The sequence below is a fragment of the Kitasatospora sp. NBC_00458 genome (assembly GCF_036013975.1).
Lineage (GTDB): Bacteria > Actinomycetota > Actinomycetes > Streptomycetales > Streptomycetaceae > Kitasatospora.
This window is the reverse complement of record NZ_CP107904.1, coordinates 2,741,026-2,754,423: the sequence shown is the minus strand read 5'-3', so window position 1 is coordinate 2,754,423 and position 13,398 is coordinate 2,741,026. Positions and strand designations below refer to the sequence as shown.

Genomic DNA, 13,398 nt, shown 5'->3' with positions numbered 1-13,398 from the left:
AGCCGCCCGTCACTCGCCTGCCCGCTCGTCTGCCGCTCGCCTGCCCGCGCGTTCGGACGTCCGGGTGCCCGGCCGGCGCCCCCGCCGACCGGCGGGGAGCGGCCCCCGCCGACCGGCGGGAGGCTTGGCGGCCTTTACCCGATCGGGAACAAACATTGGACGGGCGGTGGTCCGCACGCAACCGGCCCACCCCGGTGCACGTCATAAGATCGCAGGACGGCACGCCACCGCGAAGGGCGGCGCGCCGCCTCCCGGGGGTCCCGCAGGTAGCCGCGCCCCGGGCCTGTCCGGCCCCACCCGGGGGCCACCGCCCGTGCTCCCCAGGAGCGGGCGCGACACCGGTCGGAGAGTTCACGCCGTGCAGCCGCAGTCCACCCGTTTCCGCGCCGTGCTGACCGGTGCCACCGCCCTCACCCTGGCCGCCGCACTGGCGGCCTGCGGTAGTACGGACGGCAGCGCCAAGGGCGACTCGGTGAAGGGCGGCACCGCCGCGACCGGCGCCGGCGGCTCCTCGTCCTCGGCCCCCGCGGCCTCGGGCGCCCCGGCCTCCTCGGCCCCCGGCTCCCCGACGACCTCCTCCGCCCCGGCCTCCCCGCCCGCCTCGGCCTCGTCCTCGACCTCCGCGCCGGCCCCCGACGCCCCGGCCACGCCCACCCAGGCCGCCGCCGGCAAGGTGCTGATGCCCACCGGCCCGGCCGCCGCCTTCAGCAAGGCCCGGGACACCGCCGCCGGCCAGATCATGATGACCACGCTGAACGGTCCGAAGTCCGGCGTCTCCGGCAAGGTCTGGGTCTGGCTGCCGCCGGAGTACAACGACCCGAAGTACGCGCGGACCGGCTTCCCGGTGCTCACCCTCTACGCGGGCGGCCAGAGCGCCGGCTACAACACCTGGACCGACAACCAGCTGCCGATCCAGGAGTACGACGCCGACCTGTCCAAGCAGGGCAAGGCGCACCCCTTCATCATGGTGATGCCGGTCCAGAACCTCGACTCCAACGAGGCCAAGGCCCTGGAGTGCGCCGACATCCCGGGCCAGCCGAAGATGGGCACCTGGATGGCCGAGGACATCCCCGACTTCGTCCGCGCGAACTTCCGCACCGTGAAGGGCCGCGACGGCTGGGGCCTGATGGGCGCCTCCACCGGCGCGTTCTGCAGCGCCAAGCTGGCGCTCCAGCACCCGGACAAGTTCAAGGCCGCCGTCCCGATCGACGGCTACTTCGTCCCGGACTCGCCGCTCTGGAAGGGCCACGACGCGGAGCGGCAGGCCAACAGCCCCGAGCTGATGGTTGCTCAGGGCACCGCCGACGTGAGGATGCTCGCCACCGCGGGCGGCGCCAACGCGTACGAGATGAAGCTGGTCAAGGCGTGGGTCGCCAAGGCCGCGGCGCCGCTCACCGTCGAGTACTACGAGCAGCCCGGCGGCAAGCACCTGACCAGCGACTTCAAGAAGATGATCCCGGACACCCTGCAGTGGCTCACCAAGAACCTCGCGGGGCCGCAGAGCGACTGAGCCGGGGCGGCACCGGCCGGACCGGCCGCACCGGGCGGTCCGCGGTCCGCGGCCGGGCGACGGCGCGCCCCGGGCCGTGCGGGCCCTCACTCCGCGGCGATCTCGTGCACCGACTCGCCGAGGATCGCCCGCAGCTGGACCAGCCCCCGGCTGGTCGCGGACTTCACCGCGCCCGTGCTCTGCCGCAGCGTGGCCGCCGCCGACTCGATCGACTGGTCCTCCCAGAACCGCAGCACCAGCACCGCCCGGTACGCCGGGGTGACCTGCGCCAGGGCCGCGAGCAGCGCCAGCCGCCGATCGGGGGCGGGCTGCACCCACGTCCGCCCGCCGTCCCGGCTGCCGTCCGCGCCGCCCTCCAGCAGCGCGCCGGGATCCGGCGAGGCGACCTCGTGCGACCCGCGCCGCCGCCGGGTGTCGATGTAGGCGCGGACCAGCGTCGTCCGCGCGTAGCCGTACGCCGCCTCCGGCTCGCGCAGCCGGGGCCAGCGGGCGTACAGCTTCACCAGGGCGGTCTGGACGAGGTCCTCGGCCAGGTGCCAGTCACCGCACAGCAGGTACCCGGTGCGGCGCAGCGCCGTGTACCGGCCCGCGACGAACTCGTCGAACGACCGCTCCTGTTCCGGTGACATCCGGCCTCGCTGTTCCTCGTCCGCTCCCGGTGCGCCGTCGTCGGACGCGCCCCGCCGCGCGCACCCCCACCGCACACACCCTCGCCTCCTACACGGAGCGAGCCCGGCGGAATGTTGCGTGGCCCCGCCGGAGGGAGCCGGGAAACCCCGCTCCGGGCCGCTGACCTGCACGTCAATCGGACATTGATTCCGTCCTGATGTGCTCTGCCCACTGTGGTGGGACAGCCGGCCCGCCAGCTGTGCCAGGTCGAGCCCAGCCCAGCCAAGCCAAGCCGTGAAGAGAGTGCCATGCCCAGCCACCTCCTGCCCGTAGCGTCCCCGCCCGTGCCCGCCCAGAGGGGTGCCTCGCGCGAGCGCACCGCCGACGAGGAACCGCAGGCCGTCCGTTTCGCCGGGCTGAAGCTGGTGCACGCCGCGCTCCGCCGCGACCTCGCCCGGCTGCCCAACGCGCTGCGGCTGATCCAGCCCGGCGAGGACGAGAAGGGTGCCGCGCTGCTTCGGCACTGGAACTTCCTCACCGCCATGCTGACCTGCCACCACGAGCAGCAGGACACCCGGATCTGGCCGATCGTCAGCCGTTTCGCGCCCGAGCTGCGACTGCTGCTCAACTGGCTTGAGGCGGACCACCACAACCTCGACCACTCGTTCACCCGGGTCACCACCCTGGTCCGGATCGCCAGCCGGGACACCGGGTCGGTCTGGCCGGTGGCCTACGCGATCGAGGACCTGGCGGCGCGGCTGGAGACCCACCTGCGGATCGAGGAGCGGCAGCTGCTGCCCCGGATGGAGCGGGTCTTCACGGAGAACTCCCGCGTGGGCGGCCTCCCCGAGCTGCTGGACGTGCTGCGGGGGGCCGACGGGCCGGGCACCGCCGACGCGCTCGCCTGGCTGCTGGAGGACGTCGAACCGGCGGTCATCGAGCGGCTGCTGGCCGACTGCGACGACGTGGTGGCCCGTCACTGGCCGCACTGGCAGGCGACCTACCAGCGCTGCACGGCGCCGCTCTGGGGGACGCCCGAGGCCCGGGACGCGGCCGGCGACTGACCGTCGGGTTCTTCGCGGTCTTCGTTCTACGCGCGTGGCACGTGCCGCTGGCCTATGCCGACAGCACCTGCCGGGGGAGCGCCTCCGCGGTTCGGCAGCGGGCCTCCTCCGGTCCGGCCGCCCGCGCGCCCGGTCCGGCCGCCCGCGCCTCCGGGCCGGATGTGCCGTCGCGGACGGGGCTGCGGCTCGCCCGTCCTCCGCGTGGGCCCGTGTCGGAGGGCCGCCGGCGCGGCGGCCCGCACGCGGCGGCCCGCTTCGACCGGGGGGCTGCCCGGCCGATCATGACGTGAGTACGCTTGCCCGGTGCCCGCTCACGCCGACCACGGACCGGACCGAGGACCAGGACCCCGCTTCATGGCCTCGAACCCGGACGCCGTCCGCGCCCGTGCCGCCGCCGTCTTCGATCTCGATGCCAGGTTGCCCGCGCAGGTCTTCCGGGAACTCGCCGACGAGGCGGTGTTCTGCGAGTTCGATCCGCTGCTCACGCCGGACGCCTGGCCGGCGCTCGCCGCGCTGGCCGGACTCCACGGCGACCAGCAGGTGGACCTGCTCGTGGTCGAGGCGGACGGCATCGCCGGACCGGCACTGTCGCTGTCCGTCGAGGCCACCCCGGACGACTACTGGGCGGAGATCGGGTTCGACTCGGGCCGGGAACCCCTGGAGTCGATCACCATCGCGGCGCGGACCGTCGCGCTGACCGGTCCCTCCGGCCGTTGGGGCTGCTGGGGCGAGCGGGATCCGGAGGTCGCCGTCGTCCGAGGTCTCCCGGACGGGGCCGCCCGGCGCGAGTGGAGCGTCCGGTACGGGCTGTGTGTCGACGCAGCCGGTGCGCTGGCGTCCTGGCTGCCGCAAGTCTTCCGCGACCGGTTCGTCCCGGACGCCTATGCCGCCGAGCTGGCCGTCGAATACGGTGCGCCGCCGCAGAGTGATTAGGACCTTTCATCCCGGCCCGCATGCGGTGGGCCGCGTCGACCGGCCGGTCCGTGCGCTCGGCCGGTTCCCGCGCTCGGTGCGGATGTGTCGTCGTCGCGGTCGGGGCCGCGGCTCGCCCGTCACCCGCGCGGGTCCGTGTCGGCGGGGCGCCCGTCCGGCGGCCCGCACGCGGCGGCCCGCGTCGACCGGCATCGGCTCCCATCGCCCCGCTCCGGCCCGCATCTGCCCGCATCTGCCCGCGTCGACCGGCTCGACGGGTCGAGGCCGCGGAGGCTAACGCCCCCGTGGCCTCGCCCCGGCCGCCCGCCGACGCCGCAACGTGGTCGGACCCGGCTTCCGCCGCCCCGGCCGGTGGCGGAAGCCGCCCTCGCGACGGCGGGTCCCCGGGCCGCCGCCATGGCGTGGACCCCGCGCGCCGCCCGCTCATCCGGCCCGCACGCCCGGAGGGACGGACCCGTCGGGGTGCCCCGCCCGCCTCAGCGCAGGCCGAGCCGGGCGAGGTACCCCGGCAGGTCGGCCGGGTCGTGGGTGGCCAGACCCAGGTAGCCGTCCGGCCGGACGACGAACAGCCCGCGCCCGTACGTCCTCTCGGCGATGCCGCCGTCGATCCGGTGGCCGTGCACGCCGGCCGGCAGCCCGGGCAGCTCGCAGCCCACCGCGAGCACGGTGACGTGCGGGCCGCGGAACAGGTCGAAGAGCCGTCGCGCGCCGTGGCCCTCCGCCGTCCCACTCCCCGCCGTCCCGTCCTCCGCTGCACCGGCCGGTGACGCACCGCCCAGCGGTGCGTCGGGCGCCCGCTCACCGGCCCGCAGCGCGTCCTCGGCCAGGCCCGGGCGCGCCTCCACGGTCAGCGGGCCGCCCTCGTAGCCGAGCCCGAGCTGTTCGGTCCGCGGCCCCCGCCGCAGTTCGCCGGCCCGGACCCCGCCCGCGCGGTGCAGCCGGGTGGAGATGTCCAGGACGTCGGCGGCGATCGGCAGCCGCTCCGCCTCGTAGCTGTCCAGCAGCTCCTCGTCCGCGCCGTGACGCAGCACCCGGCCGAGCTTCCAGCCCAGGTTGTACGCGTCCTGGACGCTGGTGTTGAGCCCCTGCCCGCCGGCCGGGGAGTGGATGTGCGCCGCGTCGCCGGCCAGGAAGACCCGGCCGATCCTGAACCGCTCGGCCAGTGCCGTCCGCGGGCGGAAGTCGGAGGCCCAGTGCACCCGGCCGACCGCCGACGCGGGCAGGTGGGTGCGTGCCGCGATGGTCCGGCGTACGCCCTCCGCCGAGGTGTCCGGCTGTTCCGCGTCGGTGGCGCCCGTCGCGCCCGTCGCGCCCGTCGGATCCGTCGCGTCCGCTGGGCCCTCGGCGTCCGCCGTGCCGTCCCCGGCGCCCGTACCGGCGCCGCCGAACTGTGCGAACAGCTGGAACGCGGTGGTGCTCGGCAGCGGGCAGAGCAGCAGCGGGCCACCGGGCGCCTTCGGCCAGATGTGCCAGTTGTCGCGGTCGAGGCCGTCGATCTCGACGTCGGCGACCAGGGACGGGCGCGGGTCGACCTGTTCGCCGGCCATCGGGACGCCCACCGCCCGGCGGACGGTCGAGCGTCCGCCGTCGGCGGCGACCAGGTAGCGGGCTGTGACGGTCCGCTCGGTGCCGTCCGGCCCGGTCAGCCGGGCCTCGACCCGGTCGGGGTGCTGGTCCAGGCCGGTCAGCGCGGTGCCGAGGGCGACCTGCCCGCCGAGTTCACGGAGCCGGTCGTGCAGCAGCTCCTGGGTGCGCCACTGGGGGAGCATCCAGACCGCCGGGTACGGGACGGTCGGGTCGGGCCGGGCGGTCTCGACCAGGTCCCACTCGCCCTGCCGCTCGCCGTCCTCCCAGGACATCATCCGCGGGTAGGGGCGGCCCGCGGCGCGGACGGCGGCGATCAGCCCGAGGTCCTCGAAGACCTCCTGGGTGCGGGGCTGGAGCCCTTTGCCGCGGGAGCCGGGGAACAGTGCCCCGGCCTTCTCGATCAGCAGGGCGCCCACCCCTTGCCGGGCCAGGTCGCAGGCGAGGGTGAGGCCGGTGGGGCCGGCGCCGACGATCAGGACGTCGGTCTGCTCGGGGATCCGGACGTGCGGCACGAGCGCTCTCCTTAACGTTGTTAAGTAGCTGACGTCCGGAAGCATGGGCTTAACGGTGTTAAATTGTCAATGCCGGGATCGGGCGGACGGAGGGGCGCCGGGTCGGGGACGCTGCGAGAGGAACGGCATGCCGCCGAAGCTGGACCGGGCGCAGGTGGTCGACGCCGCCCTGCGCCTGCTCGACGAGACCGGGCTGGAGGGCCTCACCCTCCGCCGGATCGCCACCGCGCTGGACGTCAAGGCCCCGGCGCTGTACTGGCACTTCGCGAACAAGCAGGCCCTGCTGGACGAGATGGCCACCGAGATGCTCCGCCGGATGTACTCCGGTCCGGTCGAGCCCCCGGCCTCCTGGCAGGAGGCCGTCACCGGCACCTGCCGCGTCCTGCGTGCGGGACTGCTGGGCTACCGCGACGGCGCCAAGGTCTTCAGCGGCACCCGGCTCACCGACTACGGGCACGCCGAGGGGCAGCACGTCATGCTCGCCGCGTTCACCCGGGCCGGATTCGAACTCGCGGACGCCGTCCTCGCGTTCACCACCGCGTACGCGTTCACCATCGGCTTCGTGATCGAGGAGCAGGCCGTCCATCCGCTGCCGGGGGAGCGGGCCCCCGGGTACGACCCCGAGCAGCGGGCCGCCGCCATCGCCCCCGAGCACGGCCTGGCCGCCGCCGCGGGGCAGGACCTCTTCGGCGGCTTCGACCAGCGCTTCGAGCGCGGCGTCGCCATCGTGGTGGCCGGCGTGGAGAGCCTGCTCGGTCGGTCAACTCCAGCCGCCCCCTAGGGGTTTCGACCCATCTGCCTCCGGGTCGTGGCCGTCGCCGCGGTCCGGGGCCGGCCAGGGGGCGGATACCGCCGATGGCCGATGGCCGACTGCCGGCCCGCGCCTACCGTCGGAACCATGACCAGCGCGCCCACCGCTCCGCACCACGACCGCCGACCCGCCCGTCACCACGACCTCCGGCCCGCCCGCCGGCCCGCCCGTCACCGCAGTGCGGCCGTGCGGTCGGCCGCACTCGCGGCCGGCGCCGTGCTGCTGCTCGGCGCCGGGCTCACCGCCTGCAAGGGCGGCGCCTCGCTCTGCCTCAGCGACGACAGCTGCGACGTCGTCGTCCGCACCGACGACGCCGGCTCCACCCACACCGTCGAGGTCTTCGGCGGGGACCGGGCCGTCCGGCTGACCGTCGGCCGGATCACCGACACCACGGCCGAGGTGAAGCTCGGCGAGGACACCAAGACCCTCACCGAGGACACCGAGACCGCCGTCGGCGGGGCGAAGGTCACCCTCCGCCACGCCAGCGCACGCGAGCACTCCGCCGAACTCCACGTCGTCCGCTGACCGGAGACCCGCCGGCCCGCCCGTCCTCCGGCCCGCGCACCGCCGGTGAACGGGTGCCGGCCGGTCCGCGGTGACCGGCCCCGTCACCCGCGCCGACCTGCCGGGGCCCGCCCGGACGCCACCGGGGCCGCCGACGACCCGCCGCCGTCGACGACCCGCCTCGACCGCCACCACCGACGGTGCGGTGCCGGGGCGCCGGGGGTGCCGACCGCCGCCGGGCGGGCGCCGAACGCGGCTACTCCGGAAGGCGGTTGAGCCAGGTGATCGGCGTGACCGCGATCGCCCTCTCCGGTGAGCCGTCCCACTCCGCGGGCAGCCCCGCCGCCCCGAGCGCCGCGGCCACCGCGCGCCCGATCCCCACCGTCCGCCGGACGGCCGCCTCCGTCGACTCGCCGTCCACCTGGAATCCGCCGTACCGCAGCATCAGCGAGCCGCCGGAGACGGCCCGTTCGGTGTCCTGCTGGTGGAAGAAGACGAAGCCGCGCGAGTCCTCGTCGGCCTCGCCGCCGATCTCCGCGTAGCCACAGCTCGCACAGCAGGTGAAGTCCATCGCGGCGACGATGCCCTGCTCCTCCAGGGCGTCGAAGGCGGCCTCCAGCCGGTCGACGTCGGTCGTCTCCGGCCAGGACGCCTGCTCCTCCAGACGCTCCCGCCACAGCGGAGCGACGATCCGCTCCGCCTCCTCCGCCGTCAGTCCCTGGTCGTCGAGGTCCTCGACCAGGGACTCGGCTATCTCGTCCGGCTCCTGGAAGCCGCACCGGATCAGCTCACGGGCCCGCTCCTCGGCGTCCCGCAGCGCCTCGGCGGCAAGAGTGGTGTGCACGGTGTCCTGGTCCATGCCGGTATCCAAGCACCCGCCACCGACAATCCGGCCGGCCGCTCCGGAGGGCGTCCCCGGTGCTACCGTCCCCGGGTGTCCTCCCTCCTCCAGCCACCGCTGATCACCCGTCTGCTCGCCGCCGAGCGCATCCTGATCGCCGGTGCCGGCGGCGGGTTCGACGTCTACGCGGGCCTGCCGCTGGCCCTCGCCCTGCGCGCGGCCGGCCGCGAGGTCCACCTCGCCAACCTCTCCTTCGCCCCGCTCGAAAGCCTGCCCCTCGACGTCTGGCTGGCACCCGACGCGGCCCGGATCGGCCCCGACACGGCGGCCCCGGAGGGCTACTTCCCGGAGCGCACGCTGGCCCGCTGGCTCCGTGCGCACCGCATGCCCGACACCGTCTGGGCGTTCCCCCGGTCCGGTGTGCGGCCGCTGCGGGACGCCTACCGCGCGCTCGTCGGCCACCTCGGCATCGACGCCGTCCTGCTCGTCGACGGCGGCACCGACATCCTGATGCGCGGCGACGAGGCGGGCCTCGGCACCCCGGAGGAGGACATGGCCAGCCTCGCGGCGGTGGCCGGACTGACCGAGGTGCCCGAGCGGCTGGTCGCCTGCCTCGGCTTCGGCGTCGACGCCTACCACGGCGTCAGCCATTCGCTGGTGCTGGAGAACCTCGCCGCGCTCGACCGGGCCGGCGGCTACCTCGGGGCCTTCTCGATCCCGCGCGACAGCCGGGAGGGCACGCTCTACCTGGACGCCGTCGAACACGCCCGGGCGGCCTTCCCCGAGCACCCGAGCATCGTCCAGGGCTCGGTGGCGGCGGCGCTGCGCGGCGAGTTCGGCGATGTCCGGTTCACCGACCGCACCAGGTACAGCGAGCTCTTCGTCAATCCGCTGATGGCGCTCTACTTCGGTGTCACCGTCGAGGCGCTGGCCGCCGAGCACCGCTACCTCGACCGGCTGGAGCCGACCACGTCGATGCGCCAGATCATCTCCGCCATCGGCGAGTTCCAGGACGACCTGCCCGTCCGGCGTCCGGCCCGCCGGTTCCCGCACTGACCGGGGGCCGCAGAAGGCGCGCCCCGGCCGATCGGCCGCGGGAGCCGGCGCCCCGCCCGGCCGGAGGGCCGCACCGTCGGCGCCCCACGCAGTCGGCACCGTTCGCGCCGCCCCGGCCGTCGGTACCGTCCGGGCGTCGGCCCGGGCGTCGGCTCAGCCCGAGGCGAGCCTGAACTCCAGGTTGCCGAACCGGACCTGGTCGCCCGGCCGCACCCGCACCCCTCCGGCGATCCGGTGGCCGTTCACGTGCGTCCCGTTGGTCGAGCCGAGGTCGTACAGCACCCAGCCCTCGCCCTCGCGCCGCAGCTCGGCGTGGTGCCGGGAGACCGAGGCGTCGTTCAGCCGCAGCCCCGACCCGGGGATCCGGCCGATCGTCAACTGCCCTGCACCGCCGTGCGGGAGGCTCAGCCCCGGCAGTCGCTCGACCCGCCACGCCCCGCGCAGCCGCACCCCGAACGCCGAGACCCGGCCCACCGCCCGCAGCACGAACCGCCCGACCGGGTTCCCGGCCGGCAGGCCCGCCATCGCGGCGTTCAACTCGGCCCGGCTGCCCGCGTGGAGTACGAGGTCCAGCCGCCCGAGGAACGTGTCGTGCGACAGCCGGCCGCTGCCGGCGCCGTCCCTCAGCGCGTCGAGCACCTGCTCCCGCTCGGCCTCGGACGGCCGGACCACGGATGTCCGGATCTCTGGAGACGTCATGGCCTGATTGTCAGCTCGCCACCGCCGACCTGTCCAGATTCCGGGGACGTCGGACCGCCTCGAACCCCGCGCCCACGGTCAGCAGCCCGCCCTCCGTCCGCACCGCGCCCGCGGCGTCCGCCGTTCCGAACGCCCCCGCCCCCGCCCCCAGTCGCAGCCGCTCCAGCCGGGCGATCCGTGCCACGAGAAGCCCCCACGGCCCGTCGCCCGCGCCCGCATCCCCGCCTGCATTCCCGTCCCGGCCCGTCGGCGGCACCGCGAGGTGGACGACCGCCGAGGCGGGCTCGTCCGGGTCGTGCCCCGAGCCGGCGAAGCCGATCAGGAGCATGCGGAGCGCCGCGTGTCCGGGCCTCCGGGCCGGGGTGCGGTCGGCCTCCGGCGCCGTGCGCAGCTCGTCGATCAGCCGCCCGACCCAGTCCTCGCCCTGTCCGGCGCGCCACCGCACGGCGAGCTGTTCCGCGAACCAGCCCGCCCACTCGGAGCCGCCGCGCTCCACCCATCCTTCGACCAGCGCGCGCTGCCCGGCCCCGCCGCGCCGGGCGGCCGCCACCAGGTCCGTCCCGGCTCCCTCGAAGATGCGGCAGAGCTCCAGGATCCTCCGCCGCGAGACCACGTGGGCGTACCGCGCGGTCCGGATCTCCAGCATCGCGCCGTGCAGGAGCGGGGCCGCCACCGGGTCGACCCGGTGGCCCCGCGGGGCGGGCGGCCGGGCTGCGACGGGCGGCCGGAACGGCGGCGTCGCGGCGTCCGCGGCCCGTCCGGCCTCGGTCAGGTGCCAGAGGTCGTCGGAGACGTGGCACTCGGCCCGGGCCGCGCGCAGCCGCCCGCGCCCGGCGAGCGTCAGCTCCACGCCCGCCGCGTCGATCCGCCGGCCGACCGGACCCGTCACGGTGGCACCGGACTCGAACTCGGCCTCCGACACGTCGGTGAGCGTCAGCGTCAACAGGGGCTCCTGTGCCGGGGTTCGGCCTCCGAGACCGTACGCGCGGGGGGCCTCCAGGGTCAGCCGGGCGTCCAGGCGCTCGCCGACCAGCTCCAGAGCCAGGCTCAGGAACCGGCAGCGGGCCAGGTCGTACCCGGCCACCGCCCCCTCCGTCAGCGGCACGGTCACCGGGAAGAGCTGCCCGGTGTAACCCCTGTACGGGTGCCGCAGGGAGTCCGCCCCGGAGGCCGGCAACAGCCCCGCCACCGGGTGTCCGGCCGCCGCCGACTGCTCCACCGTCCACGCGTGCCGCGCCGCGCCCGCTGCCGCCATCCACCGCAGCCCGCGCCGTGCGGCATCCTCCCGCCGCAGGGCCGTCCGCCGTCCGGCGGCGGCCCACAGCGGAAGGGTGTTGTTGTCCCAGACGTCCGAGCACCGCACGACGGTCTCCCGGTCGAAGGTCCGCGCGTCGGCGGCCGCCTCGGCGATCCGGACGAGCGAGCGGTCGAGCAGCGCGGCGAAGGCGGCGAGCGCGGATCGGGGCAAGGGGTTCTCCGTCGGTGGGGGGAGGGTCAGGCCTTCCGGGCGGCCGCGAGGATCTTGACGGTGGTGTGCAGGAAGCGCGAAGTCGCCGTGCCGCCGTAGGACTTGCCGAACAGCGAACCGCTGGTCACCCACTTGCCGTCCTTCAGGTGCACCACCACGTAGGCGGTGCCGGCATCGGCCCCGATCACCTCGTAGTCGCCCTTGGGGGAGGTGTACGGGACCGGGAAGTCGGCCGGCAGCGGCTCGGAGAGGAAGTTCACCGTCAGCCGGACGTCCGGCGTCACCTCGACGCCCGCGAACGGCTCGGCGGCGAGCACCGCCTCGACCTCGTCGACGGTCCGCAGCAGCACCGGCACGGGGTAGCCGAGCGAATCGGCGAGGTGCTGCTCGATCCGGGCGGTGAGCGCGGCACGGCCCTCCCCGTCGAGGTCGTCGGCGGCGAAGAAGACGTTGCCGCTCTGGATGTAGGAGCCGACGCGGTCCAGGCCGAGTTCGGTGAAGAGGGCGCGCAGCCGCTCCATCCGCACCGTCCTTCCGCCGACGTTGACGGCCCGCAGGAAGGCGATGTACGTGGTCGTGGAGGTCACGCGGCCAGTCTGGCACCCGGCACCGACAGCCCGGCCGCGCCCGCCCGCCGAGCCGCGCCCGGCCGCAGCGCACCTGCGGCTCGGCGGCGCACCAGCCCGTCCCGCCCGCCCGGGCGACTGTCGGTACCGGGTGCCAGACTGGCGCCATGGCTACCTGGCAGGATTTCGAGCACGAGGCACCGGACCTCGCCCCCGCCGTGCGGGCCCGGTTCGAGGCGAACAAGCACCACGTCCTGGCGACGCTCCGCCGGGACGGCTCGCCGAGGGTCAGCGGCACCGAGGTGGACTTCATCGGGGCCGACCTGATGCTCGGGTCGATGGACGGCGCGGTCAAGGCCCTGGACCTGCGGCGCGACGCCCGCTTCGCGCTGCACAGCAACCCGAGCGACGAGACGCTCGCGGACGGCGACTCCAAGGTCTCCGGCCGGGCCGTCGAGGTGACCGGCGAGGCCGAACGCGCCGCCTACGAGGCCGAGCTCCCCGAGCCGCCGCCCGGCCCGTACCAGGCGTTCAGGCTGGAGGTGGAGCAGGTCGTGCACACCACGGTCGAGGGCGACGCGGTCCGGATCAGCTCCTGGCGCCCGGGCGAGCCGGTGCGGACGGTCGAGCGCCGCTGACGACCGGCGGCCCGCCACACCACCCCGCCGGGTTGCGAGGGGCGGGGACGGAGCCGGGCGGGGCCGACGGGTCGCGGCCTACGGCAGGACGGACCTGACCGCCTCGGGAGTCCGCGCGACCAGGGCGTGCCCGTCGTCAGCGGTGATGATCGGGCGCTGGATCAGGACCGGGTGCTCCGCCATGGCCGCGATCCAGCGCGCCCGGTCGTCCGGCTCCCGGCTCCACTGCTTCATGCCCAGTTCCTTGGCCACCGGCTCCTCGATCCGGGTGATGTCCCACGGCTCCAGGGCCAGCCGCTCCAGCACCTTCTCCAGCTCGGCGACGCTCGGCGGATCCTCCAGATAGCGCCGTACGGTGTACTTCGCACCCGCGCCCTCCAGGGCGCCCAGCGCGGCACGGCACTTCCCGCAGCGCGGGTTGATCCAGATCTCCATCCCGTCAGCCTACCGACCATCCGCCCGCCGGGTCCCCACCCGCGCCGTGCCCCGGCCCCGCGGGCCCCGCCGCCCGGTCTCCTGCCCCGTCTCCCGGACCGCCTCCCGGACCGGCTCCTGCCCCGTCTCCCGGACCGCCTCCCGCCGAGCGCCGCCGCTCCCGTC

14 protein-coding genes are annotated in these 13,398 nt (G+C 75.5%); 7 read left to right on the top strand and 7 right to left on the bottom strand.

Features of this window, described 5'->3' with window-relative positions; translation table 11 throughout:
* Nucleotides 1-358 precede the first annotated feature (358 nt).
* Nucleotides 359-1,510, top strand: coding sequence for an alpha/beta hydrolase (locus OG550_RS10810; protein WP_327676483.1), 1,152 nt, complete (start codon nucleotides 359-361; stop codon nucleotides 1,508-1,510).
* Nucleotides 1,511-1,596: 86 nt separating this feature from the next.
* On the opposite strand, the gene OG550_RS10805 is transcribed toward OG550_RS10810, so the two are convergent.
* Nucleotides 1,597-2,139, bottom strand: coding sequence for a sigma factor (locus tag OG550_RS10805; RefSeq protein WP_327676482.1), 543 nt, complete (start codon nucleotides 2,137-2,139; stop codon nucleotides 1,597-1,599).
* A gap of 324 nt (nucleotides 2,140-2,463) precedes the next feature.
* Here OG550_RS10805 and OG550_RS10800 point away from each other — a divergent pair, with 324 nt between their 5' ends.
* Complete coding sequence (locus tag OG550_RS10800; RefSeq protein WP_327676481.1) at nucleotides 2,464-3,183, top strand: hemerythrin domain-containing protein; 720 nt, start codon at nucleotides 2,464-2,466, stop codon at nucleotides 3,181-3,183.
* A gap of 354 nt (nucleotides 3,184-3,537) precedes the next feature.
* Entirely contained in the window at nucleotides 3,538-4,116 is a 579-nt protein-coding gene (locus OG550_RS10795; RefSeq protein WP_327676480.1) for a hypothetical protein, read from the top strand.
* Nucleotides 4,117-4,592: 476 nt separating this feature from the next.
* Here OG550_RS10795 and OG550_RS10790 read toward each other — a convergent pair whose 3' ends face one another.
* Complete coding sequence (locus OG550_RS10790) at nucleotides 4,593-6,260, bottom strand: FAD-dependent monooxygenase (protein WP_327676479.1); 1,668 nt, start codon at nucleotides 6,258-6,260, stop codon at nucleotides 4,593-4,595.
* Between the two features lie 82 nt (nucleotides 6,261-6,342).
* Here OG550_RS10790 and OG550_RS10785 point away from each other — a divergent pair, with 82 nt between their 5' ends.
* Together OG550_RS10785 and OG550_RS10780 are read left to right on the top strand one after the other, a co-directional pair.
* Nucleotides 6,343-6,996 (top strand): TetR/AcrR family transcriptional regulator C-terminal domain-containing protein, encoded by a 654-nt coding sequence (locus OG550_RS10785; RefSeq protein WP_327676478.1) that lies wholly within the window; start codon nucleotides 6,343-6,345, stop codon nucleotides 6,994-6,996.
* A gap of 117 nt (nucleotides 6,997-7,113) precedes the next feature.
* Nucleotides 7,114-7,551, top strand: a complete 438-nt coding sequence (locus OG550_RS10780; RefSeq protein ID WP_327676477.1) for a hypothetical protein — start codon at nucleotides 7,114-7,116, stop codon at nucleotides 7,549-7,551.
* A gap of 235 nt (nucleotides 7,552-7,786) precedes the next feature.
* Here the strand turns inward: OG550_RS10780 and OG550_RS10775 are convergent, their stop codons facing one another.
* On the bottom strand, nucleotides 7,787-8,389 hold the full coding sequence (locus OG550_RS10775) for a DUF6891 domain-containing protein (RefSeq protein ID WP_327676476.1): 603 nt from the start codon (nucleotides 8,387-8,389) through the stop codon (nucleotides 7,787-7,789).
* A gap of 75 nt (nucleotides 8,390-8,464) precedes the next feature.
* Between OG550_RS10775 and OG550_RS10770 the strand changes: the two genes are divergently transcribed.
* Nucleotides 8,465-9,427: a DUF1152 domain-containing protein gene (locus OG550_RS10770; protein WP_327676475.1), complete on the top strand. Its 963-nt coding sequence runs from the start codon at nucleotides 8,465-8,467 to the stop codon at nucleotides 9,425-9,427.
* Nucleotides 9,428-9,580: 153 nt separating this feature from the next.
* On the opposite strand, the gene OG550_RS10765 is transcribed toward OG550_RS10770, so the two are convergent.
* From OG550_RS10765 to OG550_RS10755, 3 genes are read right to left on the bottom strand one after another with little or no spacing between them, the layout of a single operon-like run.
* Nucleotides 9,581-10,126, bottom strand: coding sequence for a DUF1707 and FHA domain-containing protein (locus OG550_RS10765; RefSeq protein WP_327676474.1), 546 nt, complete (start codon nucleotides 10,124-10,126; stop codon nucleotides 9,581-9,583).
* 10 nt (nucleotides 10,127-10,136) lie between these two features.
* The gene (locus tag OG550_RS10760; protein WP_327676473.1) at nucleotides 10,137-11,594 is read right to left on the bottom strand and encodes a hypothetical protein; all 1,458 of its coding nucleotides are present in this window, start codon (nucleotides 11,592-11,594) and stop codon (nucleotides 10,137-10,139) included.
* 26 nt (nucleotides 11,595-11,620) lie between these two features.
* Nucleotides 11,621-12,181, bottom strand: coding sequence for a DUF1697 domain-containing protein (locus OG550_RS10755; RefSeq protein ID WP_327676472.1), 561 nt, complete (start codon nucleotides 12,179-12,181; stop codon nucleotides 11,621-11,623).
* A 146-nt stretch (nucleotides 12,182-12,327) separates the two neighbouring features.
* Here OG550_RS10755 and OG550_RS10750 point away from each other — a divergent pair, with 146 nt between their 5' ends.
* On the top strand, nucleotides 12,328-12,798 hold the full coding sequence (locus OG550_RS10750) for a pyridoxamine 5'-phosphate oxidase family protein (protein ID WP_327676471.1): 471 nt from the start codon (nucleotides 12,328-12,330) through the stop codon (nucleotides 12,796-12,798).
* Nucleotides 12,799-12,876: 78 nt separating this feature from the next.
* Here OG550_RS10750 and OG550_RS10745 read toward each other — a convergent pair whose 3' ends face one another.
* On the bottom strand, nucleotides 12,877-13,233 hold the full coding sequence (locus OG550_RS10745; RefSeq protein WP_327676470.1) for an arsenate reductase family protein: 357 nt from the start codon (nucleotides 13,231-13,233) through the stop codon (nucleotides 12,877-12,879).
* Between the last annotated feature and the right edge of the window lie 165 nt (nucleotides 13,234-13,398).